Genomic DNA, 24,782 nt, shown 5'->3' with positions numbered 1-24,782 from the left:
GTAGAGGCCTATCTTAGATAAGACTTGATGAGAGTCAATTTTTTACATTTACGCAGTCTTTTGCTTGTCAGTATTCATACTTGGGCCACAAAAATAGCCTTGGCTTTAGGCATTGGCCTTGTGTTTAGCCCTGTTTTTTAGAAACTGACTTTGAGGTTAAGGCCATAAAATTGCGAATCATAGCTAGCGCCTGAGTCCAAAGCAAACTTTGCGGCATCTTGGTTGCCAAACCAAGGCGTGCCATTAAATTCTACTTCGGCATCGCCTCCCCAAGCATTTGATACCCAGCCATGGATATGTCCAACAGGGTTGAGGAAGAAAAGTGTGACATCACCCAGAGTCGATGAACCCAACACTTCACCACCTGTGGTAACAATATCTTGTTCCGCTTCAAACATCAGCTCACCGACAACCGCACCAAAAAAGGGCGTAATAAATAAGTCTTGCCATGACGGTATCTCGGCAAACGATTCTACGCCATATTCCCAAAAGAAAGTCGACATAACACCGGAGTAAAGAAAAGATTCAAACTCATTAAATCCAGCATGTCTTGCGGCTGTGTAGTAAACGCCGCCAAAGTAGGGGTGCATAATGTAGTTGAGATAATGCTCATCTCTATCCCAAGTGGGGCCGGATGATACGTTATCTTTCCATTTGCTGCCTATGCCGCTTATGCTGCGATCCTCTTCATCCCATTTGGTAATGGATGCAGGCAAAAATGTCATTAAACCAACGGTTGCTACGCTTAATCCTAAGATGGTGTAGGTTTGGCCTTTGAGATAGTCCCAGTCTTTTGTATCTTGTACGGTAAGATATTTAGGTAGCGCGGGCTCTTCAAGGTTTAGCGGTTGCGACTCTGCTAAGCTTGCTAAAAATGGAGAGTTCGATTGGTAAATATTCGGATCGTCATTAAAACAAGAAATTTGATTGCAGTCGACCGTATAGGAAAACTCAATGTGTTGGTTGAAATCGTATGCAGTGGCACTAGCACAAGCCGAAAACGATAACATCAATGGTATGATGCTTTTCTTTGACACGGAGGGCTCCAAAGTTTTGTTTTTAATGATCAGAATCACAATTATCTATTAAAGCGGCGGTGATGAAAACAGCAAATTATGTAAATAAGGAAACTTATGAGAAAAATAGCATTCAAAGCGTTATATATTGCACTTTATTCTCTGCCGTATTGATTGATAGCACACCTGTAAGCGTACACAAAAGGACACCATGATATGTTGAAAATAGCAATGTTAAGCACGGGTGAGGAAGTGCTCCATGGCGATATTGTCGATACCAATGCTGCTTGGTTATCCAGTGAGTTCTTCCAGCACGGTTTTTCGTTAGTAAAACGATCAACGGTAGGCGATAGCCAGCAAGCCTTGGTTGAAGAGTTACTGATGCTCAGTTTCAATAATGATGTATTGATCGTGAATGGCGGGCTCGGCCCAACGTCTGATGATTTAAGTGCGGCGGCGGCGGCTCAAGCGGCGGACCAAAAGTTGGTGTTGTCTGTGCTGTGGAAGCAAAAACTGGACGAATTTTTTGCGCAGCGTGGTGTTGTGATGCCAGAAAGTAACCTCAAACAAGCGATGTTACCGGAGTTCTCTGACATCATTGATAACCCAATAGGGACGGCTTGCGGCTTTAAAGTTCAGATTAATGATTGTGTTTGTTATTTCACCCCCGGAGTACCCAAAGAGTTTAAGCTGATGGTCTCTGAACAGGTTTTACCCGACTTGCTAGCAACATACCCACAACAAACGGGATTAGAGTGCAGCCGTTTATTCACTCTGGGTTCATCGGAGTCGGCCATTTCAGATAAGTTGGATAAATTAGTCTTACCGGAAGGGTATATGCTGGGGTATCGTTCTTATCTGCCTTTTATTGAGGTGAAATTGTTTGGTCCGAAAAGTGATTTAGAACGCCGAGTAAAACTACTACAGATCATCTACCAGCATTTGGAACAACATGTTGTGAGTGTCGATGAACCTATGCTCACGCATATCGGTCATTTAATGCAAGACAAAGGATTATCGATCTCTATTGCAGAACAAGCGACCAAAGGTTGGCTCGCCAGTTGGTTGTTAAGTAACGAGCAAGTGGAAGCGTTGAGCGGTCACTGCTGGATTTTGAGCCGCAACGTTGAATCGGGCTTAGGCGATCAAGATCCACTCGCGGCGTCATTAGCGCTTGCTGGCGCAACGAAGGAAAAGTGTTCTACTTCGTTATCGCTCGTGACTGGTGTATTAAATGATGATCAATTTAGCCTAGCTTTATCGGCTCCGCAGGGAGAGTGGGGACAGATCCTCAAATTCAAGCGTCGTTACAGCGCCGATGAGCAGAGGGAGTTAATGGGGACCATCGCGGCTGATATGTTACGCCGCTATTTATCGAATAAGCCTATTTTTGCTCAGTATGGGGCACTAATCTCCGTCAAAGAGATGTTTTTACCTGCGAGCGCCATTGGCTAATTAACTCAATGTGTTAGCGTATTTTTAAACCTAAATTGTTGATAATTAAGTGCTTTGTGTTTAAATTGTATCGGGTGGTAACTGCATGATTTTTTAGCTTATTCCGTAGGTTCGGTGAGGTGCTTAGCTTATGATTATTTCGTCTAAAGACTAAGCTCATGATTTCACGCATCAGATAAAATTGTTTCAAAATTGGGTCTTTTTTGCACACCTTTTCTCTGTACACTGTCAGTCCGCTCGATGAAATTCAGCAGGAGGCTGACATGTTTAACCAATCGAAAATTTTAGTTTGGTATAAAGTTGCAAGTCAAAAAGTGATCTTAGGTGAGGCATTGAGTAATGAAATGAGTGATGTTGTTTCTTTGTGGCTCAACGCTCCATCAGACTTAGATACGCCTAGCTATCAAGGATATAGACTTTCATTGTTTGATGGGGATGGCAGAGAAATCGCTAACAAATCCGTATCAATGGGTACGGCTGATGGCATTCTTCTAGGAATGTATAAAGCCAGAGCATAGCTCTGGCTTTACCTTTTTAACGCGCCAATGTGTGATGCGTTAACAGTGCACTATTGGCAGATCGAGATTAGGCTCGCCTTGCTTTGGGTCGATAATTAACACCAGCAAGTTCCACATGGCTTTTGGCTTTACAAATACAGGGCAATATTTCGTTGCGCTCTGTGTAAGCCATCGCAAAACCAACGTATTCCACTTCGCCTTTAACGAGCGTGCAGCGACAGGCACCACAGTGACCATCGCGACAGTTGTACTCTGGCTCTAGCCCCGCACTCTCCATACTTTCCAATAAAGTATTGGAAGAGTTTGATTCTATGGTTGTAACTTTGTTGATTTTAATGGTCGCCATTACAGCTCAAAGTCCTCGAAGTCATTGGCACGAACTTCATTGTCAATTTGGCCTACAAGGTAGGAGCTGATTTCTGCTTCTTGAGGTGCAACTTGTACGTTGTCTGAAGACAACCACGCATTAATCCAAGGAATTGGGTTTGATGTTGCGCCGGGGTAGGCGATATCTAAACCAACCGCTTGCATACGAACGTTGGTGATGTATTCAACGTATTGGCACAGAATGTCTTTGTTTAAACCAATCATCGAACCATCTTTAAACAGATATTCAGCCCACTCTTTTTCTTGTTCAGCAGCCGCTTTGAACAAATCAAAACACTCTTGCTTGCACTCTTCAGCGATTTGTAAGAAAGCGAAATCGTCTTGTCCATTACGCAGCAAGTTGATCATATGCTGTGTACCAGTCAGGTGCAAAGCTTCATCACGTGCAATCAACTTGATGATTTTGGCGTTACCTTCCATCAATTCGCGCTCTGCAAAGGCAAATGAGCAGGCGAAGCTGACATAGAAACGAATCGCTTCCAACGCATTGACTGACATCAAGCAAAGATAAAGTTTACGTTTCAGGTCACCTAAGCTAATTTTGACGCTCTCACCATTAATCTGATGTGTTCCTTCACCAAAACGGTGATAGTCATTAGACAGTTGGATCAGATCATCGTAATAGTGCGCAATGTCTTTTGCGCGTTTCAATATGTGTTCATTTTCGACGATGTCATCAAACACAATACCCGGATCATTCACAATATTACGAATAATATGAGTGTATGAACGTGAGTGGATCGTTTCTGAAAATGACCAGGTTTCAATCCATGTTTCCACTTCAGGAAGCGAAACCAGCGGTAGCAGTGCCACGTTAGGGCTGCGACCTTGGATTGAATCTAGTAGCGTTTGATATTTTAAGTTCGAGATGAAAATGTGCTTTTCATGATCTGGAAGCTTGTTGTAATCAATGCGATCACTCGATACGTCGACTTCTTCTGGACGCCAGAAGAACGAGAGCTGTTTTTCTATCAGTTTTTCAAAAATTTCAAACTTTTGCTGGTCGTAACGAGCCACGTTAACCGATTGGCCAAGAAACATCGGTTCTTTGAGTTGATCATTCTTTTTTTGAGAAAAAGTACTGTAAGCCATAAATGCCTCAATCCCTTTTAAGCTCCCCTGCGTGGGGAGCATTATTGAATACGTTGAGTGAAATAGAGTTAGATCTTACAACCGCCGCCCGCACAATCATCATCTTGTGCCTGTACTGCGTCTTTTTGATCATCCTTCGCGCCATCACGAGTGTTGTGATAGTACAAGGTTTTCACACCAAATTTATATGCCGTCAGCAGATCTTGCAGCAACTGTTTCATTGGCACTTTGCCACTTTCATACGCGCTGGGGTCGTAGTTGGTATTAGCGGAAATCGCTTGGTCAACAAATTTCTGCATGATGCCGACTAGGTGCAGATAACCGTTGTTAGAACCAATATTCCACAATAACTCATAGTTCTCTTTCAAATTAATGAAATCCGGCACGACTTGTTTCAAGATGCCATCTTTTGAGGCTTTTACTGAAACATAACCGCGAGGAGGCTCAATACCGTTGGTGGCATTGGAAATTTGCGAAGAGGTTTCTGAAGGCATTAACGCTGTTAACGTTGAGTTACGTAAGCCAAATTCCATGATCTCTGCGCGCAGCGCATCCCAATCATAATGCAAAGGTTCTGCGCAAATTTGGTCGACATCTTTTTTATAGGTGTCTATAGGCAGCAAGCCTTTGGCATAATTTGTTTCATGGAATAGAGGGCATCGGCCTTGTTCTTTGGCTAACGCGACTGAAGCCTTCAACAGGTAATATTGCATCGCTTCAAAAGTGCGGTGTGTCAAACCATTTGCACTACCGTCCGAATATTTCACGCCATTTTTCGCCAGATAGTAAGCGTAGTTAATCACGCCCACACCCAATGTACGGCGATTCATGGTTGACTTATAAGCGGCAGGCAGTGGGTAATCTTGATAATCCAACAGTGCATCTAGCGCACGAACCACAAGATCAGACAACTCTTCGAAATCATCCAGAGATTGAATTGAACCTAAGTTGAATGCCGAAAGCGTACATAGCGCAATCTCACCTTCATTATCTTCAACATTAGACAGCGGTTTCGTCGGCAGTGCGATCTCCAAACAGAGATTGGATTGGCGAACAGGCGCTACAGACGCATCAAACGGGCTGTGCGTATTGCAGTGGTCAACGTTCTGGATGTAGATACGGCCAGTGGAGGCACGTTCTTGCATCAATAGGGAGAACAGTTCTACCGCTTTCACCGTCTCTTTTTTAATCGAAGTGTCATTCTCATATTGAACATACAAACGTTCGAATTCGTCTTGGTTTTCGAAGAATGCGTCATACAATCCAGGCACATCAGAAGGGGAGAATAGGGTGATATTACCGCCTTGAACTAAGCGAGAATACATCAACTTATTGAGCTGAACACCATAGTCCATATGACGAACACGGTTCTCTTCAACGCCGCGGTTATTTTTCAATACCAGTAGCGACTGCACTTCACCGTGCCACAAAGGGTAGAAGACAGTGGCTGCGCCACCACGAACACCACCTTGAGAACAGCACTTCACTGCGGTTTGGAAATATTTATAAAAAGGAATACAACCTGTGTGGAATGCTTCACCACCGCGAATTTCCGAGCCTAATGCACGAATGCGGCCCGCGTTAATACCAATACCCGCACGCTGTGATACATAACGCACGATAGAGCTTGCTGTGGCATTGATTGAATCTAAGCTGTCACCACATTCAATCAACACACATGAGCTAAATTGACGGGTAGGCGTGCGCACGCCCGACATGATTGGCGTTGGCAGCGAGATTTTGAACATTGATGTTGCGTCGTAAAAACGCTTAATGTAATCGAGACGGTTTTCTTTTGGATATTTCGCGAATAAGCAAGCGGCGACCAAAATGTAGAGGAACTGGGCACTCTCATAAATTTGTTTCGTCACACGGTTTTGCACGAAGTACTTACCTTCAAGCTGTTTTACCGCGGCGTAAGAAAAATTAAGGTCACGTGCGTGATCGATATAAGTGTCGAGTTCTTCAAATTCTGCGCGAGTATAATCTTCGATAAGGTGCTTATCGTATTTGCCCATTTCAACCAAACGAGAGACATGGTTGTACAAAGTGGGTGGCTCGTATTGTCCGTAGGCTTTTTTACGCAAATGGAACACCGAAAGACGAGCCGCTAGATATTGGTAATCTGGCGTCTCTTCTGAAATCAAATCGGCAGCGGATTTGATGATAGTCTCATGGATGTCAGAGGTCGTAATACCATCGTAAAACTGAATGTGAGCTTTCAGTTCTACTTGTGATACAGAGACATTGTGCAGGTCTTCCGCAGCCCACGCGATTACACGGTGGATTTTCTCAAGATCAATTGTTTCTTTGCGTCCATCACGCTTGGTGACAGTAAGTTTTTGGTTCATTCTGCTTCATTTCCCTAACAAAACTGATTAAGGCCGTATTTTTGTAGAATTGTTGTAAATTTCATCGCGGCTTTGTGATCTGAATTTATCTATATATTGTAGTGCAAACACAACATATAGGGGTTCTTTGCTTTGCGAGTTACAAGATAGTGCTATCTGAAGCTCATTTCAAGTTACAGATCTGGGACAGCTTGTGGATAACTAGCAAAAATAAAAAAAACAGTTAGTACCCACTTACTGATGATCAAAGAGCCGATTTGATTGTAGAAAATTACCGTTTTGAGTTTGGTTTAGATGTAACCACAATCAAAAAAAAACTTCTTGATCTTTGAGGAAAAAAGGGAGCGATTTTCGATGTGGTTAAAATGGAATCTAGAGCACAAAAAACAGCCTAGAAACCGAGAAAAAATGTGCTATTCGGCTTAATTTTTAACGTGAGCAATACGCTATCGATAATGGCATATTAGATGACCACTGACTTTAAAAAAGCTGAGTATGAACGATGTAATTGACATCAACATTGCGCCCTAAACGGTAAGTATCGGTTAACGGGTTATAAAGTAGGCCTGTTATTCCTTGCTCTTGCAGGTTTGTTTTATCAATCATCTTAATCAGTTCCGATGGGCGGATGAATTTTTCATGATCATGTGTGCCTTCTGGAACAATGCGTAGCAACTTCTCTGCGCCCACGATGGCAAACAGGTAAGACTTAAAATTACGATTGAGCGTAGAAAAGAAAACATGACCGCCGGGTTTGACCAACGCAGAGCAGGCTTGAACAACGGACAATGGATCTGGAACATGCTCAAGCATTTCCATGCAAGTGACAACATCATATGTGTGTGGGTTGTCAGCGGCGTGATCTTCAATCGTACTTTGAATATAAGTGAGCTTTGTTCCGGTTTCTAAAGCATGTAAACGAGCGACTTCAAGCGGTTCTTTGCCCATGTCTAAGCCAGTCACTTGTGCACCTTCTCGCGCCATGCTTTCGGCTAAAATTCCGCCACCACATCCAACATCGAGCACCTTCTTGCCAAATAGGCCGTTGGCATTGACCAACACATAGTTCAATCTTAACGGGTTAATTTGATGCAGTGGCTTAAATTCACCATCCAGATCCCACCAGCGTGACGCCATCTCTTCAAACTTTTTAATTTCATTAAGATCAACGTTTTGTGCTTTAGTCATGTTAGATTCGCTCTTGCTGTCAAAATAGGCATCTTTAGTTGTGTGGGGTATTATAACCAGTTGATTATCACAGGCTACAGGTTATCTTTATTTCATTAATTTTTGGCTAAAATTTGGCCATTAATCAGCCGGGTATGGAATGAATGTGCAATTTCTCGGCACTTGATACACAACAAAGGTCACAACCTGATAAAAGGAAAGGGAAAGGGATGCCGAAGTAGTGAATTATGTGTTATATTTTTCGGCCTTGTACGTATCGAATATACGATCAAAAGATAGAGGGATAATGGCTCTATGAGCGATCTAGCTAGAGAGATCACGCCCGTAAACATTGAAGATGAGCTAAGAGGTTCATACCTAGACTACGCGATGTCCGTTATCGTGGGTCGTGCTCTTCCAGATGTGCGTGATGGCCTAAAACCAGTACACCGTCGCGTTCTATTCGCGATGAATGTGCTTGGTAACGATTGGAATAAACCATATAAAAAATCTGCCCGTGTTGTGGGCGATGTGATTGGTAAATATCACCCGCATGGTGATAGTGCTGTATACGATACGATTGTTCGTATGGCGCAGCCGTTCTCATTGCGTTACATGTTGGTCGATGGCCAAGGTAACTTTGGCTCGATCGATGGTGACTCTGCGGCAGCAATGCGTTACACCGAAGTACGCATGTCAAAAATTGCCCACGAACTGCTTGCCGATCTCGACAAAGAAACGGTCGATTATGTACCGAACTATGACGGTACAGAACAGATCCCTGCGGTTCTTCCTACGAAAATTCCTAACCTACTGGTGAATGGCTCATCCGGTATTGCAGTAGGTATGGCAACCAACATTCCACCCCATAACCTAACGGAAGTGGTTGAGGGTTGCTTGGCCTATATAAATAATGAAGACATCACCATTGATGAGTTGATGGACTACATTCCGGGCCCAGATTTCCCAACAGCAGCATTAATCAGTGGCCGCAAAGGAATTATCGACGCTTATAAAACAGGGCGCGGTAAAGTCTACATGCGCTCTAAAGCGGATATCGAAGTCGAGAAGAATGGTAAAGAAACCATTATCGTCAGAGAAATCCCTTATCAAGTGAACAAAGCACGCTTGATTGAAAAAATTGCTGAGTTGGTTAAAGAGAAAAAAGTCGAAGGCATCAGTGCACTGCGTGATGAGTCTGATAAAGACGGCATGCGTATTGTTATCGAATGTAAACGTGATGCGGTTGGTGAAGTAGTTCTGAACAACCTTTACGCTCAAACACAGTTACAAACGACATTCGGCATCAACATGGTTGCGCTGGATAATGGTCAACCTAAGCTATTCAACTTGAAAGAAATGTTGAAATGCTTTGTTGATCACCGCCGTGAAGTGGTGACGCGTCGTACTATTTTTGAACTGCGTAAAGCTCGTGATCGTGCCCACATTCTAGAAGCACTGGCTCTCGCGTTAGCCAACATTGATGAAATCATCGAATTGATTCGCCGCGCAGCAACGCCAGCAGAAGCAAAAGAAGGCTTGATTGCTCGTGGTTGGGATCTTGGCAACGTAGCGTCAATGCTTGAACGTGCTGGGACCGATGCCGCTCGTCCTGAATGGCTTGAACCAGAATACGGTATCCGTGATGGCAAATATTTCTTAACTGAGCAACAAGCCCAAGCAATTCTTGAACTTCGTCTGCACAGATTGACAGGTTTAGAGCACGAAAAAATTCTTGATGAGTACAAAGCTCTTCTGGAAGAAATCGCTGAACTGATGCATATCCTTGCTAGCACTGAACGTTTGATGGAAGTGATCCGCGAAGAGCTTGAAACTGTTCGTGATGCTTTTGGTGACGCACGACGCACTGAAATTACCGCGGCAACTCACGATATCGACATGGAAGAACTGATTGCTCGTGAAGATGTGGTCGTTACACTTTCTCATGCAGGTTATGTGAAATACCAGATCCTCAGCGATTACGAAGCACAACGCCGTGGTGGTAAAGGTAAGAGCGCGACGAAGATGAAAGAAGAAGACTACATTGAGCGTCTTCTTGTGGCGAATACTCATGACCATATTCTTTGCTTCTCGACTCGTGGTAAGACATACCGTTTGAAAGTCTATCAATTACCGCTAGCGAGCCGTACAGCGCGTGGTAAACCTATCGTTAACATTCTTCCTCTGGAAGAAGGGGAACGTATTACTGCGATTTTGCCAGTCACTGAGTTTAGTGATGATAAGTTTATCTTTATGGCGACCGGTGACGGTACAGTGAAGAAAACATCACTTTCAAGCTTTGCCAACGTGCGTTCTAACGGTTTGATCGCGGTTAACTTGCGTGAAGATGACTCTTTGATTGGTGTGGACATTACCGATGGCAACAGTGAAATTATGCTGTTTTCTAAATTTGGTAAAGTGGTTCGCTTTAAAGAATCAGAAGAAACACCAGTATTGGATGAAAACGGTCAGCCTGTTCTTGATGAACATGGCCAGCCAGAAATTAAGTTCAAAGGTGTTCGCGCCATGGGACGCACAGCGTCCGGTGTTCGTGGTATGAAGCTAGCAGAAGGCGACCAAGTGGTATCGCTGATTGTTCCTTCAAATGACGGCGACATCTTAACAGTGACACAAAACGGCTATGGTAAACGTACAACCTTAGGGGAATACCCAACTAAAGGTCGTGCAACTCAAGGCGTTGTTTCAATCAAGGTGTCTGAGCGTAATGGTCAAGTTGTCGGCGCAGTGCAAACTGAAGAAGGCGATGAGTTCATGATGATCACCGATGCCGGTACGCTCGTTCGTACTCGCGTCGCGGAAGTGAGCCAAGTGGGACGCAATACTCAAGGTGTGACCTTGATTCGCACCGCTGAAGATGAAAACGTCGTAGGTTTACAACGTATTGAAGAAATTGAAGATGTTGAGTTACCAGAAGGTGAGGAATTGCCAGAAGGTGAAGCGAGCGTTGCAATTTTAGAAGTACAAAGTGACGCAGAAGAGGCTGACTCTGAACCGAGCAGCGATTCTGAAGACGAGTAATCGTTTCACATATCCACCTTTATTCTAAGGTGATAAAGAATAAAAGCCGGAGCATTGATTGCTTCGGCTTTTTACTTCTAGCGAGCAGCCCATCTAACAAGTGAAGGATTTCCATTCAGCGTTGAAATCGTGGTGGTCTTTTTGAAAAGATCATCTGTGCCACAAATACGGCTGACTCCACATCTCTCATTCAACCTAAAATTGCCTATACTTAGCTATTGAGTTAACGTCATAAAAGTCATTAATTTAATTTCTAGAAAAGATAACTTTTTAATAAATAAGAAACCATTCATTGGTTAAGATCTGTCCCCATAACATAATGGCGCTACAACTAAAAAGGATATAAAAGATGTTTGCTAATCGGTTTACCTTACAATCGCGATTAATTTTTGCGGTGTTATTACCTTGCGTTGCGTTGATTATTGTTGGAATGGCGAGCTTCAATAGCATGTCGACGATTCAACGACAGGCAGAACAGCTCTATCTCAATACGGCCGCGCCAATGCGTTCAATGGCTGAAGTTGCCTCTCGAATTCCCCGTATGCGGGTTGGTATCGATATGATGTTACTTCAAGAGACGTCGTTAAGAGATAAAAAGGGTGTCCTCACACGCGTGAAAGAGACACGTGACGAAGATATCCCTGAAATGAGGCAGTCTGTCGAGCACGCAGTTCAGTCACAAGTGGATCCAGAACAGCGTAGACAAGTTCAGCAGCTGTTGACTGACTTTGAAAAAATGGTCAGTACTCAGCTTAATCCTATGTTGGCGGCATTTGAAAAGGGCGATCTAGATACGGCGCGCAACATATACCGAGATCAATACGCGGTTACCTATGGTGAACTGCGTAAAAAAGCCAATGTGATCCTCGATTCGCTACTAGAGCAGGCCAAACAGCAGAACGTCAATAGCCAAAAGAGTTATGCCCAAGGGCAAAATCACATGTTTATCATTATTGGTATTGGCGTGCTAATTTCGTTTGTCACTTCATTCTTTATTGTTATCGGCCTAAAAACGCGAGTGGCCAGCCTACAAAAATCGATTGCTTTGGCAGCTGAAAACATGGCGCTAGATGCTCGTATTGATTTAGGTGGTCAAGATGAGTTATCGAAAATTAGCGACAGTTTTAACGACTTCATTGAGAAAGTACATGTAGCGATCAAGCAAGTGGCTTCGAGTTCTTATGAATTAGCGAATACGGCTAACCAAGTTTCAGCTCGGGCACTATTAACCAAAAACAACTGCACTTCGCAACGTGATAGAACAGTTCAAGTGGCCACTGCCATTCATGAACTAGGTGCAACGGTAGGCGAAATTGCAAACAACGCAGCTCAAGCTGCTGACGTTGCGAAACAGGCCACTCATCAGGCGGAAAATGGCACCACTGTAGTAGAGAAAGCACAAGTGCAAATTGCAGATTTGATCACTGAATTAGAGCAAGCTGCACAAGTCGTAGGCTCTTTGGCTGGTCAAGTGGTTAACATCAGCTCGATACTTGAGACTATTCGTAGCATTTCCGAGCAAACGAACTTACTTGCATTGAACGCAGCGATTGAGGCGGCGCGAGCGGGAGAGCAAGGTCGAGGTTTTGCGGTCGTTGCCGATGAGGTGCGAAATTTAGCAAGCCGTTCTGCTGCATCAACCGAAGAAATTCAAAGAGTCATTAATAACTTACAGGAAGAATCGAAACGGGCGGTTGGGGCAATGTCCCAGGGCCGAGAGCAGAGTTTGTTGGTGGTTGAACAAGCTGAAAATGCCAATAGTTCGCTAAAACAGATCCGCGTTTATATAGAGAATATTAGTGATCAGAACATTCAAGTGGCGACGGCAACGGAAGAGCAATCAAGTGTGGTCAGTGAAATCAACCGCACCGTTGAAGATATTAATCATCTCACCATGGAAACAACAACAGTAGCTGAGGAGCTCACTGTCAGTAGCGAACATTTGAAAAAAGTTTCTAAGCAACTCGATAGCCTAGTGAATAATTTTAAATTGTAATTTTGATACTTTAGGCTTAGATATTAGAAATGTGATAACTATTCCATAACTTAACACGACATAAGACATGTCTATGAAAAATGGTATTATTTTTGAGAATTTTAGTATTTTTATAGGAATCGGTTGTGGACCCTGTGATATCGCAATTAAAGAAGGATTTTTATGCGCAGATTCGCTCTCTCAAAGACGGTCCGACATCTGAATCTCAAACGACCTTAGCACTGCTCACAGAAGAAGAGTTGCAACAACTTGAACAAATGTGGGTTGAACTGGCGGTTTGGAAGCAGTCGCAGAATATCTAACTGCCCACAAATCGATTAGCGCAAATTTTCGTAATAATCCCAAATAAAAAGCCAGCAGAACAGATGCTGGCTTTTTTGTTTATCACGTCGGCTGTTAATTATACGCGCGTGCGACACGTCCAAGTGATGACAGTTGATAATGTTCAGCGTATGCGGGGATGAAGATTGAGTGACCTTTTTTCACGGTTAGAGACTCACCATTGTCATGGGTTAAGGTCGCATCAGCATCAATGGCAAAGATAATTTCGGCACTGTTGATTTTCACGTTAACTTGCGCGGCATTGAGGTAAATCGCAAACTTAAAATCGCGGACTGGGACAGGGAACAGTAATGCTCCATTTTCTTCGATTGGTTTCAATAACAGGCTTGAAGCGGGTTTTTCTTCAAATAGCGTGCATGATGCGAGCTCTTCAATATCCATGTGTTTGGGTGTTAGGCCAGCGCGCAATACGTTGTCTGAATTGGCCATGATTTCAAGCCCGGTACCTTTCAAGTAGGCGTGTGGCGTTCTGGCGTCTAAAAACATGGCCTCACCCGGAGCTAAAGTGAGTACATTGAGCATTAATGGAGAAAATAGACCGATATCACCGGGGTACTGTTGTGCCAGCTCTAAAATGAGCCCAAAAAGATCATCACCTGAATGATGATGGGCATACGCTAATAATGCATTCACCGTATGTTCTTTTTGCTCGCCAGTTAATGATAGCAATGCACTAAAAAAGGTTTTTAAACCTTGTGATGTTGGGTTGTGTGCAAAAGCATCGACTAGGGTTGAAATCGCATTGATATTCAGCGTTTGAAATTGTTCAACAATCTCTGTGATTGGGCGAAACCCATTCATCGCTTGATAAGGGGTAAGGGCGTAAACCAATTCCGGCTTGTGGTTAGGATCTTTATAGTTGCGATGTCCGGCATTGAGTGGGATCCCCGCTTGGTTTTCTTTCTCAAAACCAATTTCCGCTTCTTGCTTACTTGGGTGAACTTGAATCGAAAGGGCGTTCGCTGCGGCAAGTACTTTGAAAAGATAAGGTAACTCACCAAAGGTTGTTGCAGTAGCAGCAGAAAGAAACGCTGTTTTATCTTGGTTGATCATCTCAAGCAACGAAACAGGTTCTCCATTCACATGAATTTGTGAGCATCCATTTGGGTGTGCTCCCATCCAAATTTCTGCTTGTGGAGCGTTGGTTGGGTTAGCAATATCAAACAAGTGCTGAATCGAAGTCGTGCTTCCCCACGCATAGTTTTGGATGACATTGTCCATCAAAAAGAAAGGTTGTTTGTTATTGGTCATAGTACATCTCACAAAAAATCAAAATAAAAACAAAGTAGCAGTACACAGAGTAAGAGAAATAAAAAACTCCCGAGTTAAAGCGGGAGTACAACATAAAGTCAGAAGCTCAGCGTTGATGAACATTAAGCACTCTCGGGGGAGAGTGCTTGATCATTAAGCCGTTGCTTGTTGTAATTTCGCTTGGCGCATTTTTTTCAGAGTGATACAAACAACACCTGTCACTACAGCACCGGTTGCCATGCAAAGCAAAGCTAGCAAAGGCTTATTCATGGCACCGAGCAATGCTACTACAGGACCGCCGTGGGCAACACTGTTTGTAATGCCAAAAGTGAACGCCATAACCGCTGCAACCATCGACCCCAAGATGTTTGCTGGAATGACTGACATCGGATCTTGCGCGGCAAATGGAATGGCTCCTTCAGAAATACCAACCAAGCCCATTGCACCGGAAGCTTTACCTGCTTCAATTTCAGAGGCTTCAAACAAGTTCAGTTTACGGCCCAGTACGGTCGCTAAAGCCATACCAAGTGGCGCGACTGGAATGGCACACGCCATTGCACCCATAAATTGAGTTTGACCGCTGGCAATCATACCAACAGAGAAGAGGAATGCCACTTTGTTAAATGGGCCACCCATATCAAAGCCAGCCATGCCGCCGAGCACAATACCGAGCAGTATCACGTTACCTGAGCTCATGCTCGTAAGTAGTGCGGTTAAGCCATCCATCAAGCTTGCAATCGGCGCGCCGATAACAAAAATAAAGAGCCCAGAGATAAAGAGCGAGCCTGCGATGGGTGCAATCATGATTGGCACAAGTGGTTGAATAAACTTGTGAAAATGGATGCTTGTTAACCATTTGATGAAATAACCGACTAAAAGGCCAGCAATAATGGCACCGATAAAACCTGTACCGGCATCTGCGCCGTAGAATGACCCGTTGTTAGCGATCCAACCACCAATTAAGCCAGGAGTCAGAGCGGGGCGATCGGCGATCGCATACGCGATGTAACCTGCAAGAATGGGGATCATCAATGTAAAAGCAACCACACCGACGTTCAGCACTTGGTTCCACATACTGCCGTCAGGAATGGCCATACCAGCTTCGGTTGGCTCGCCGCCAATAGCGAGTGCTAAAGCAATCAACAAACCGCCAGTAACAACGAATGGGATCATATGCGATACACCATTCATCAAATAGCGGTATAAATCGGAGCGAGCTTGCGCCGCTTTGCCTTTTCCACCTAAAGTCTTGGTACTGGCATCGGCTTGATATTTTGGTGCGCTGAGGGCTTTTTCAATCAACCCTTTTGCATCACGAATCGGCGCTTTAACGCCCGTTTCAATCAGTTTTTTACCCGCAAAGCGCACCATGTCAACTTGCTTGTCACAAGCCACGATGATCGCATCAGCTTTGGCTATCTCTTCATCCGTTGGGCTGTTTTTCACCCCAATCGAACCGTTGGTTTCGACTTTAATTTGATAACCCATCGCGGCGGCCCCTTTTTCCAGCGCTTCAGCGGCAAGATAAGTGTGTGCGACACCGGCTGGGCAGCCCGTTACGCCAATCAAAAAGCCTTTATTGGCTTCAACATCGGTTGTTTTTTCGGTTTTTTGTAGCAACAAATCTAGCGCTGCTTGCTCTGTTTTTGCGTCTAAGAAACGTTGGATGAACCCTTCTTCAATAAGCTTGGAAGAGAGCTCTGCCAGCACTTCAATATGATGATTTGAACCACCATCAGGCGAGGCTATCATGAAAAATAATTTAGAAGGCAAGCCATCTTCCGCGCCATATTCGATACCGCTTTTGCTGATGCCTATCACAACTGCAGGCGAGATAACGGCGGAACTTTTGGCATGAGGCAGCGCGACACCATCTTCAAATCCAGTGTTACCAAGCTCTTCACGAGCATAGATATCGGCTAAAAACTGCGATTTATCGCTGATGCGTCCTTGTTCTAACAGTACATCGACCAGCTCTGAGAAAACGCCATCTTTTGATGTTGCTTTCAAATCAAGCCGGATCAAGTTCTCATTAATGAGTTGAGTGATCATGTTTCGTCCCCTATATGGTTTTTATCCCCTTCGCACGTAGAACTGAGCCATGTTGGCTGCAACTTCAAACTGTTTGGGGATATTGTTATTGCGCACCGCGCTTTTTGTTGGAGATATTGTGAGCGCCTCGGGTGAACAGTGGTAGTGTACGAAACTGGCATTTACTGGATTATTGTAACCTGTGGCTGCAAACGTGATCAGGCTCTTATTTTGGTTTTAGGGTGATAATTTGAATTTATGATTAATTTTTTATTTTAATTCAATTAGATAAATTGATTGTTTTGCTTTTTCGATCGGAGTTATCGAATGCGTAATGATTGGTGATTCATGAGGTATTGGATTATAGTTGCCTCGTTTATTGATGGGTATAGGGTGAATTTTGTGATCCCAGTATTTAAAAATGTGATTGAAGTGCTGCTCTCGGAGCGAGAAAGTTTTAATCGAATATGGTTTGCTGGGGACAAAATAACGCCGCCAGCGTTCAGTTACCAAGTCAATTTCCCTCGTCTAGAATTGGTTTTAAGCGGCGTGTATAGCAACGAAATCGAAGAGATTGAACACGGTATCAGTAAGGTCAACATCTTATCTGGTGATGCGCTTTATATACCTCCGAACTGCTGGAATAAACCTGATTGGCAAGAGAGCTGTTCGGTCTTGAGTTTGCTATTTGGCCGTCGTCAAATGGGGTTTAGTTTGGTCAGTAAACACAAAGGCGAGAGTGGTTTTTATGATGTTCAGAAACACAGTATTCCAACGCGTACTGGGCACGCGATTGATCACATGCTCGAAGGGCTAAATGCATTAGCACGTGAGCCTCAGAAAAGCCCAATGGACGAACATTTGTTGTTGGCTCTGTTGAGTTACAGCGCCACAATGCTTGATCAACCGACCGCTTCTCCTAAAAAGCGCAGTGAAGATTTATATCAAGGCATCTGCATCTATATCCAAGAAAATTTTCATCGCACTATTTGCCGTGACAGCATCGCACAGCGGTTTAACATTTCCGCCAACCATTTATCGCGCATGTTTCGCCAACAAGGACACATGACTCTTGCTGATTACATCACTTGGGTAAGAATTGAACGGGCAAAATTTATGTTGAAGAAATACACCTTTCGTTTAGCCGAAGTGGCCACGCGCTGTGGATTTCAAGATGTGAATTATTTTTTCCGCGTATTTAAAAGCAAAGCGGGTATGACTCCATCTGAATATCGAACTCTGTCGCAATAAAGCTATTCATTTTGTATTGGGTCGCACGGCTTAGCCATCACGTGCAGCAAAATGGCTTTAAGGGTTTCTTCTCTTTTTGCCGTAAGTAGCCATTGACGATGTTCCTCTTCCAGCAACCAACGAGTTAACTGCGTGACCGGTTTAATCACGGTTCGCGGCGCTGATGTCGGCAGTAATAAGGTGATGATCAGCGACACATCGCCGGATTTTTCTGACCATGATAGCGGGTTTGCTAACCAGTGAACCGCCAGTGTTGGCTGGGCAACTCGTGCGTGAATGATATGGGGTAGCGCTATTCCACGGCCAATAATGGTCGGGGAGATGGCTTCTCTTTTTTCCAGCGCATGCAAAATATCATGGCAATGTGCGGGCATGATCTGCTTAGCAATCGTGTCGAGTGCTTCTGATTTGCTAAGCTCAGGGCCTAATGTGGCGTAATGCCACTGTAGCGAAAAGGGCAGTTTAAAAGCAGAGTGGGTGGCAAACGCCAATTCCGCTTTGGCATTTTGTTTGTGTGATGTTGAAATAAGCAGTGTGTGCTCGCGCAAATACTCTGTCATCACCATGCAGGCCAACTCGGCGTCGAGCCCTTCAATGGCAATTTGGCATACATCTCCCGGGTTTGAACCAAGGCTTAACACTTGCAGTGTATGGTTGAGCATTGCCTTGTTGTCACGCGTGATGTTAAACAGCACCACCACCGAGCGAAAATGGCGGTTGAGATCTTTCAATTCATTTAATTGCCAGCTGACTAGACCGCCTGCTTTTAAAACAAACGTGATGCGCGTTGTGATCATCGGCGGTTACAAATGACGATCTAAAACAGATTGAACGTTCGTTAACACTTCTTCAATGGACACCTGAACCGTTTTGCAACCAACAAAACGTTCACGCTGTTCAATGTCGATATCTGAAGCGATGAGGATCAGATCCGCGTTGACAATATCTGCCACTGTCAGTGGGTTCTCGACACCCATTGCACCTTGGGTTTCGACTTTGATTGAGATATTACGCTTATTCGCTTCTTTTTTGAGTGCGTCTGCGGCCATATAGGTGTGCGCGATGCCTGTTGGACAAGCGGTTACTGCGATAATTTTCATAACGAAAGATAATAGAGAAATGATGAGTGAGTATAAGGAGGATGAAAGCGTGACTCAACCGAAGTTTACGCTAAGCCAGTACCCTAATGGCTGTAGCACTCGGGCTACTCGGCTTTGCACATAAACTTTGCACTGGCCGTAGAATAGGGAAGCCCATCATAAAAAATGGTGCTGCACAGATAGTAAATGTGACGTTTTTGTTTGATAAGATGCGCTTCGACTTGTAATGATACATTCAGTGGAATAGGGTGCAGATAACGTACGTTTAGCTCTGCCGTCATCGCATAAATGCACTGTGCAAACAGACAATGCGTCATGGCAGCGTCATGTAAGGTGCTGATAAGTCCACCCTGCATGACCCCTTGATAGCCTTGCATCTTTTCTGTTGCTACAATCTGTGCGCATACGCTCCCCGTTTCTGTTTGGTTAAATTGCAGTGTGTGCGTTTCAGAAAAGAACGGGGCACAACACACCGCGCAGTGGCAATGTTGTAGGGGAGGCTGAATGTTCATAAGTTCACCAAACTGTTTTTAAATGATTAGGAGAAGAAAATGGCAAGACCCAAAAAAATTCGTCGTGTTTGTGGTCAAGCGGCGTATGCATGCTTCAAACCCAACGGTGTCAAATTATCTGAATTGAACACAGTAGATTTACTGCCAGAAGAACTTGAAGCGCTGCGTTTGGCTGATAAAGAGGGGCTTAGTCAATTGCAAGCGGCCACGCAGATGGGCATATCGCGACAAACCTTTGGTAATATCGTTAACCAAGCAAGAGCGAAAGTCGCGACTTGCTTGGTGGAAGGTCATGCGTTGATGTTGGTTGAGCGCTAACGCTCGTGATCAGGTTCTTGAATTTGATACAACACCTTCTGATGCTCATCACAAACGTCTACGCAGTTACATTCTCTTTCAATATCGATATTTGCTAATCCACCACAACTGCCTTGCAGCGAGCGGCGGCGAAACAAAACACCGATCGCCATCAAGACAATAATGCCAATGAAAAACGCAAAGGTTATAACATAAGTCATTATTTTCCCTCGACAATCGCTTTTACTTTCAGCACTTTCTTCAACGCTTCTATGGTAGTTGGTGACAGCATTCTGGGTGCCAGTTTGTTATGTTTACCCACTTTCTTCGATCCACATTGACTAGCACAACGTTTCTTCGATTTATTGGCTGAAGGCTTGCCAAAAGAGACGTCGGTGACGGGCAGAAGATGGTTTGGATGAAGTGATGTTAATTGGCTGCCTCTTGGTGCGTAATATACCTCAATCTTCTTTTCTAAAATTGCTGCTAACATATTTTGTCCGATATTGCGGACGATAACAGCGTCCACTCTATTCTCTCTTAGCAGTGCAAGTAGCTGTTTTTTGTGGCCACAACTGCCCTCGGTTTTAGTAACGTCAATACGTTGGCTAGTGGCGGTGGTATCGTCCACAATCATCAATTGAGGCGCTTTGGCAAAGTGATTAAAAGGCGAGTTTTGATCACAAGGGATGGCATAAATCATCATGGCTCCTAAAGTTTATCGGGTTCTTGTATTTAAAATACACCTTATTATTGGCATATGCCAATAATAAAAATGACAATTTAAGAGTTCATTAATTAAAAGTCGTGGTGCTGTTTGGTAAATCGAGACCCGATATGGCGTAAAAATACGCGAATAAATTGCAGGCGTATGTAACAAGCCTCACCTACACTTTGTGAGCGGTCAAATGAAAATTAAATCTATTGCATATTGGAAACTCGCAAGTGTAAACGTTAACACTTGGTGTTTTGAGAGGTATGATCTCTTTCGTGGTGGATCGCACTTTTAAAAAGAGAAATAGGTCTCGATGTTACATTGCGTTACGTATGATTACTTAGTTTTGCAATAGTTATCAAACTATTCACAAGAAACTGCATGAAAATGCGATTTCAAAACTGAAATTTTAACTGGTTCACATTAATTGTTTGTTTTACTACTATACTTTGAAAGGTAAACGTTTTCACTGCTGTTTCTCAGAGTTAACGTTTCTCCCCCTACACAACGTAATAACAACACTAACAAATAGGACTTGTTCAATGAGAAAGTTAACTACTTTAGCCATGCTTGCGGCTGGTATGAGTTTCGGCACTCAAGTCATGGCTGACACAACGATCGGTGTGACCGTTTATAAGTACGATGATAACTTTATGTCAGTTGTTCGCCAAGCGATTGAAAAACAGGCAAATAATGACGGCAACACCAAGGTTCTGATGAATGACTCACAAAACAGCCAATCAATGCAAAATGACCAAGTGGATGTCATGTTGGCTCGTGGCGTGAAAGCACTGGCGATCAACCTTGTCGACCCTGCAGCTGCACCAAGTATTATTCAAAAAGCGAAAATGGATGATGTTCCTATCGTTTTTTACAACAAAGAACCGAGTGCTAAAGCGCTCGCTTCATATGACAAAGCCTATTATGTGGGTACAGATTCAAAAGAGTCGGGCATCATCCAAGGCGATCTCATTGCGCAACACTGGAAAGCCAATCCTGCTTGGGATAAAAACGGTGACGGTGTACTGCAATATGTAATGCTGAAAGGCGAACCAGGTCACCCAGATGCGGAAGCTCGTACTTCTTATTCTGTGAAAACCATTAACGAAAATGGCATCAAAACAGAAGAGCTACACATGGATACTGGTATGTGGGATACCGCCATGGCAAAAGATAAAATGGATGCTTGGTTATCTGGCCCCAACGGCAGCAAAATCGAAGTCGTGATTGCCAATAATGATGGTATGGCGATGGGTGCGATTGAAGCGTTACGTGGTGCGGGTGCGAAAGTACCAGTATTCGGTGTTGATGCGTTAGCAGAAGCATTAGCATTAGTTAAATCTGGCGACATGGCAGGCACTGTGCTTAATGATGCAGATTCACAAGCGAAAGCGACATTTGAACTTGCACGTAATTTAGCCAACGGCAAAGCTGCAACCGAAGGCACTCAATGGGAAATGGCCAATAAGATTGTTCGTGTTCCTTATGTTGGTGTGGATAAATCGACACTCGAGTAACCTAAAGTTCAAGGGGGAAGTCATTCCCCCTTTACTCCCTAACTTATAGGGTGTTTATACAATCAATAATAAATAATTGCTGATTAAATTTTATTTAATATTGAATGGTATTAATCAAAGAATAAATAAGTGATGCCATGGTAAATCAAGAGCATGAATTTCTGTTAGAAATGACAGGGGTGAGTAAAGAGTTTCCCGGGGTTAAGGCATTAGATAAAGTTAATTTGAAAGTTCGACCACACTCTATTCATGCGTTAATGGGAGAGAATGGTGCAGGTAAGTCGACGCTATTAAAATGCCTTTTTGGAATTTATGAAAAAAACGAAGGTGATATTATATTTTTAGGCGAACATGTGAATTTTCAATCGTCTAAGCAAGCTTTGGAAGCGGGTGTTTCCATGGTCCACCAAGAGCTTAACCAAGTATTACAATGTTCTGTAATGGATAATATTTGGCTAGGGCGTTACCCAAAGAAAGGACTCTTTGTCGATCACGATAAAATGTATCGCGATACCAAAGAGATCTTTGATGAACTCGATATTGATATAGACCCGAAAATTAAAGTGGCTAAATTATCGGTATCACAAAGGCAGATGGTCGAAATAGCGAAAGCGTTTTCTTACAACGCGCGCATTGTGATCATGGATGAACCCACGTCCTCTTTGACTGAAAAAGAGGTATCGCATCTTTTTACTATCATTAACAAGTTGAAAGAAAAAGGCTGTGGCGTGGTGTACATCTCTCACAAAATGGAAGAAATATTTACTATTTGTGATGAGATAACCATCTTGCGTGATGGGCAATGGGTTGATACGAGGCCGTTGAAAGGGCTCGATATGGACAAAATCATTTCGATGATGGTTGGCCGTGAATTAACACAGCGCTTTCCCACAAAGACCAATGTGCCAAAAGAAATTATCCTCGAAATCAAAAATTTAACAGCACTGAACCAACCCTCTATTCAGGATATTTCGTTTGATCTCAGAGAAGGTGAAATCTTAGGTGTGGCTGGGCTCGTCGGTTCAAGACGCACTGATATTGTGGAAACCATTTTTGGGGTTCGTGAGCGTAGTAACGGCCACATTATGTTACATGGCCGAGAGATGAAAAACCGTGATGCACATGAAGCGATCAATAGTGGTTTTGCGTTGGTGACAGAAGAGCGTCGTTCAACCGGCATTTACAGTAATTTAGATATTACCTTTAACTCTTTGGTTGCCAATGTGGATGAATACAAAACCAAATTAGGTTTACTGAGTAATAAAAAAATGAGGAGTGATACACAGTGGGTAATTGACTCCATGAGTGTAAAAACACCTTCTCATGAAACATCAATCGGTTCTTTGTCTGGTGGTAATCAGCAGAAAGTCATTATTGGCCGTTGGTTGTTAACTCAGCCAGAAATATTAATGCTTGATGAGCCGACTCGGGGTATTGATGTCGGAGCAAAGTTTGAAATTTATCAATTGATATTGGAATTAGCGAAAAAGAATAAAGGGATTATTATTATCTCTTCCGAAATGCCAGAGTTGTTAGGCATTACCGATAGAATATTGGTGATGAGTAATGGCCGAGCTGCGGGAATCGTTAATACTAAAGACACTTCACAGAATGAAATATTAGAGCTGGCCTCTCGTTACCTCTAGGGAAATTATTATGGATTCAGTTAAAACATTTGCAATGAAGCACCTAAAGGAAGGTGCGATCTATGCGGTTCTATTTATTCTTCTGGCAATTATTATTATTCAGGAGCCATCATTTTTAAGTTTACGCAACTTTAGTAATATATTAACGCAATCTTCAGTGCGCGTTATTATTGCATTGGGTGTGGCGGGGCTGATTGTAACGCAAGGAACCGACCTTTCTGCTGGACGTCAAGTGGGTTTAGCCGCTGTAATTTCGGCAACACTTTTACAATCAATTGATAACGTCAACAAAGTATTCCCCAGCATTGGTGACGTGCCGATTGTGGCTGTGATTCTTTGTGTGTGCGCGATCGGCGCGATCATCGGCTTAGTGAACGGTGTGATTGTTGCTTATTTAAAAGTAACGCCGTTTATCGCCACATTAGGCACCATGATCATCGTCTACGGGATTAACTCTCTCTACTACGATTCGGTGGGTGCATCTCCAATTGCAGGTTTTGATGAGCGTTTCTCTTCATTCACTCAAGGTTTTATTCGATTTGGAGATTTTAGGTTTTCGTACATAACCTTCTACGCCATTGTCGCGATTATCTTTACATGGATTTTGTGGAATAAGACCGTTTTTGGTAAGAACATTTTCGCGGTCGGTGGTAACCCAGAAGCCGCAAAAGTTTCTGGTGTTAATGTGCCATTGACGCTACTGAAAGTGTATGCTTTATCGGGTGTGTTCTATGCGTTTGGCGGTATGTTGGAAGCTGGCCGTATCGGCAGTGCGACCAATAATCTTGGCTTCTTGTACGAGTTGGATGCGATTGCAGCCTGTGTTGTGGGTGGCGTGTCATTTGCTGGCGGTGTCGGAAGCATTGCGGGTGTGGTCACGGGTGTGCTTATCTTCACTGTGATCAACTATGGTATGACCTACATTGGCGTGAGCCCTTACTGGCAGTACATCATTAAAGGCGGCATTATTATTTTCGCTGTCGCGTTGGACTCAATGAAGTACGCGAATAAGAAATAGCCGCCTAAGAGCAAAAATACAATTTTCGACATTTAATCGCCGAAAATTGTCGAAATAAAATAAACAAAGAGCGCCTTTATC

General features: G+C 43.6%; 22 protein-coding genes. 10 read left to right on the top strand and 12 right to left on the bottom strand.

Annotated elements, in window-relative coordinates; genetic code table 11:
* Positions 1 to 137 precede the first annotated feature (137 nt).
* Positions 138 to 1,076 (bottom strand): DUF3943 domain-containing protein, encoded by a 939-nt coding sequence (locus tag AACQ75_RS16895; RefSeq protein ID WP_017044301.1) that lies wholly within the window; start codon positions 1,074 to 1,076, stop codon positions 138 to 140.
* A gap of 156 nt (positions 1,077 to 1,232) precedes the next feature.
* On the opposite strand from AACQ75_RS16895, the gene AACQ75_RS16890 reads away from it, so the two are divergent.
* Complete coding sequence (locus AACQ75_RS16890) at positions 1,233 to 2,471, top strand: CinA family nicotinamide mononucleotide deamidase-related protein (protein WP_170889110.1); 1,239 nt, start codon at positions 1,233 to 1,235, stop codon at positions 2,469 to 2,471.
* Positions 2,472 to 2,734: 263 nt separating this feature from the next.
* Positions 2,735 to 2,989, top strand: coding sequence for a hypothetical protein (locus AACQ75_RS16885; protein ID WP_013857001.1), 255 nt, complete (start codon positions 2,735 to 2,737; stop codon positions 2,987 to 2,989).
* Between the two features lie 67 nt (positions 2,990 to 3,056).
* Here AACQ75_RS16885 and yfaE read toward each other — a convergent pair whose 3' ends face one another.
* From yfaE to ubiG, 4 genes are all read right to left on the bottom strand, one after another.
* Entirely contained in the window at positions 3,057 to 3,335 is a 279-nt protein-coding gene (gene yfaE, locus AACQ75_RS16880) for a class I ribonucleotide reductase maintenance protein YfaE (protein ID WP_013857000.1), read from the bottom strand.
* Positions 3,335 to 4,468 (bottom strand): class Ia ribonucleoside-diphosphate reductase subunit beta, encoded by a 1,134-nt coding sequence (gene nrdB, locus AACQ75_RS16875; protein WP_010318364.1) that lies wholly within the window; start codon positions 4,466 to 4,468, stop codon positions 3,335 to 3,337. Before nrdB ends, yfaE begins: the two co-directional genes overlap by 1 nt.
* 68 nt (positions 4,469 to 4,536) lie before the next feature.
* Positions 4,537 to 6,819, bottom strand: a complete 2,283-nt coding sequence (gene nrdA / locus AACQ75_RS16870) for a class 1a ribonucleoside-diphosphate reductase subunit alpha (protein ID WP_017046168.1) — start codon at positions 6,817 to 6,819, stop codon at positions 4,537 to 4,539.
* Positions 6,820 to 7,299: 480 nt separating this feature from the next.
* Positions 7,300 to 8,007, bottom strand: coding sequence for a bifunctional 2-polyprenyl-6-hydroxyphenol methylase/3-demethylubiquinol 3-O-methyltransferase UbiG (gene ubiG, locus AACQ75_RS16865; protein ID WP_017044298.1), 708 nt, complete (start codon positions 8,005 to 8,007; stop codon positions 7,300 to 7,302).
* Between the two features lie 294 nt (positions 8,008 to 8,301).
* Here ubiG and gyrA point away from each other — a divergent pair, with 294 nt between their 5' ends.
* From gyrA to AACQ75_RS16850, 3 genes are all read left to right on the top strand, one after another.
* Entirely contained in the window at positions 8,302 to 11,025 is a 2,724-nt protein-coding gene (gene gyrA / locus AACQ75_RS16860) for a DNA topoisomerase (ATP-hydrolyzing) subunit A (protein ID WP_017044297.1), read from the top strand.
* A gap of 349 nt (positions 11,026 to 11,374) precedes the next feature.
* Entirely contained in the window at positions 11,375 to 13,021 is a 1,647-nt protein-coding gene (locus AACQ75_RS16855; protein ID WP_017046166.1) for a methyl-accepting chemotaxis protein, read from the top strand.
* Positions 13,022 to 13,146: 125 nt separating this feature from the next.
* The gene (locus tag AACQ75_RS16850) at positions 13,147 to 13,323 is read left to right on the top strand and encodes a hypothetical protein (protein ID WP_017042466.1); all 177 of its coding nucleotides are present in this window, start codon (positions 13,147 to 13,149) and stop codon (positions 13,321 to 13,323) included.
* A gap of 94 nt (positions 13,324 to 13,417) precedes the next feature.
* On the opposite strand, the gene manA is transcribed toward AACQ75_RS16850, so the two are convergent.
* Positions 13,418 to 14,614: a mannose-6-phosphate isomerase, class I gene (manA, locus tag AACQ75_RS16845; protein WP_170889109.1), complete on the bottom strand. Its 1,197-nt coding sequence runs from the start codon at positions 14,612 to 14,614 to the stop codon at positions 13,418 to 13,420.
* Between the two features lie 153 nt (positions 14,615 to 14,767).
* Entirely contained in the window at positions 14,768 to 16,666 is a 1,899-nt protein-coding gene (locus tag AACQ75_RS16840) for a PTS fructose transporter subunit IIABC (protein WP_115339741.1), read from the bottom strand.
* A gap of 327 nt (positions 16,667 to 16,993) precedes the next feature.
* On the opposite strand from AACQ75_RS16840, the gene AACQ75_RS16835 reads away from it, so the two are divergent.
* Entirely contained in the window at positions 16,994 to 17,896 is a 903-nt protein-coding gene (locus AACQ75_RS16835) for a helix-turn-helix transcriptional regulator (RefSeq protein WP_160117740.1), read from the top strand.
* Positions 17,897 to 17,898: 2 nt separating this feature from the next.
* On the opposite strand, the gene AACQ75_RS16830 is transcribed toward AACQ75_RS16835, so the two are convergent.
* The 3 genes from AACQ75_RS16830 to AACQ75_RS16820 all read right to left on the bottom strand — a co-directional run bounded on the left by AACQ75_RS16830 (position 17,899) and on the right by AACQ75_RS16820 (position 19,508).
* Positions 17,899 to 18,693: a PTS sugar transporter subunit IIA gene (locus tag AACQ75_RS16830; RefSeq protein WP_064625109.1), complete on the bottom strand. Its 795-nt coding sequence runs from the start codon at positions 18,691 to 18,693 to the stop codon at positions 17,899 to 17,901.
* 6 nt (positions 18,694 to 18,699) lie between these two features.
* Positions 18,700 to 18,996, bottom strand: coding sequence for a PTS fructose transporter subunit IIB (locus AACQ75_RS16825; RefSeq protein ID WP_013856969.1), 297 nt, complete (start codon positions 18,994 to 18,996; stop codon positions 18,700 to 18,702).
* Between the two features lie 104 nt (positions 18,997 to 19,100).
* A complete protein-coding gene (locus AACQ75_RS16820; protein WP_170889108.1) occupies positions 19,101 to 19,508 on the bottom strand; it encodes a PaaI family thioesterase in 408 nt (135 codons plus the stop codon).
* A gap of 39 nt (positions 19,509 to 19,547) precedes the next feature.
* On the opposite strand from AACQ75_RS16820, the gene AACQ75_RS16815 reads away from it, so the two are divergent.
* Positions 19,548 to 19,826 carry a DUF134 domain-containing protein gene (locus tag AACQ75_RS16815; protein WP_026027228.1) on the top strand — a complete coding sequence of 93 codons (279 nt, stop codon included), beginning with the start codon at positions 19,548 to 19,550 and terminating at the stop codon, positions 19,824 to 19,826.
* Here the strand turns inward: AACQ75_RS16815 and nqrM are convergent.
* Both nqrM and AACQ75_RS16805 read right to left on the bottom strand, forming a co-directional pair.
* Complete coding sequence (gene nqrM, locus AACQ75_RS16810; protein WP_013856966.1) at positions 19,823 to 20,026, bottom strand: (Na+)-NQR maturation NqrM; 204 nt, start codon at positions 20,024 to 20,026, stop codon at positions 19,823 to 19,825. The two genes, AACQ75_RS16815 and nqrM, sit on opposite strands and share 4 nt — an antisense overlap.
* Positions 20,026 to 20,511, bottom strand: a complete 486-nt coding sequence (locus AACQ75_RS16805) for a NifB/NifX family molybdenum-iron cluster-binding protein (protein WP_013856965.1) — start codon at positions 20,509 to 20,511, stop codon at positions 20,026 to 20,028. The genes nqrM and AACQ75_RS16805 overlap by 1 nt, the downstream gene beginning before the upstream one ends.
* 551 nt (positions 20,512 to 21,062) lie before the next feature.
* On the opposite strand from AACQ75_RS16805, the gene mglB reads away from it, so the two are divergent.
* The 3 genes from mglB (at position 21,063) to mglC (ending at position 24,701) form a co-directional block, all read left to right on the top strand.
* Positions 21,063 to 22,037: a galactose/glucose ABC transporter substrate-binding protein MglB gene (gene mglB, locus AACQ75_RS16800; protein ID WP_026027227.1), complete on the top strand. Its 975-nt coding sequence runs from the start codon at positions 21,063 to 21,065 to the stop codon at positions 22,035 to 22,037.
* A gap of 137 nt (positions 22,038 to 22,174) precedes the next feature.
* Positions 22,175 to 23,683 carry a galactose/methyl galactoside ABC transporter ATP-binding protein MglA gene (gene mglA, locus AACQ75_RS16795; protein WP_170889107.1) on the top strand — a complete coding sequence of 503 codons (1,509 nt, stop codon included), beginning with the start codon at positions 22,175 to 22,177 and terminating at the stop codon, positions 23,681 to 23,683.
* Between the two features lie 10 nt (positions 23,684 to 23,693).
* Entirely contained in the window at positions 23,694 to 24,701 is a 1,008-nt protein-coding gene (gene mglC / locus AACQ75_RS16790; RefSeq protein WP_170889106.1) for a galactose/methyl galactoside ABC transporter permease MglC, read from the top strand.
* The last annotated feature ends 81 nt before the right edge of the window (positions 24,702 to 24,782 follow it).

The sequence above is a fragment of the Vibrio sp. B1-2 genome (genome assembly GCF_963888445.1).
In the GTDB taxonomy this organism is placed as follows: domain Bacteria; phylum Pseudomonadota; class Gammaproteobacteria; order Enterobacterales; family Vibrionaceae; genus Vibrio; species Vibrio anguillarum.
Note: the sequence above shows the minus strand (reverse complement) of the source record. Positions and strands in the feature narration are given on the sequence as shown.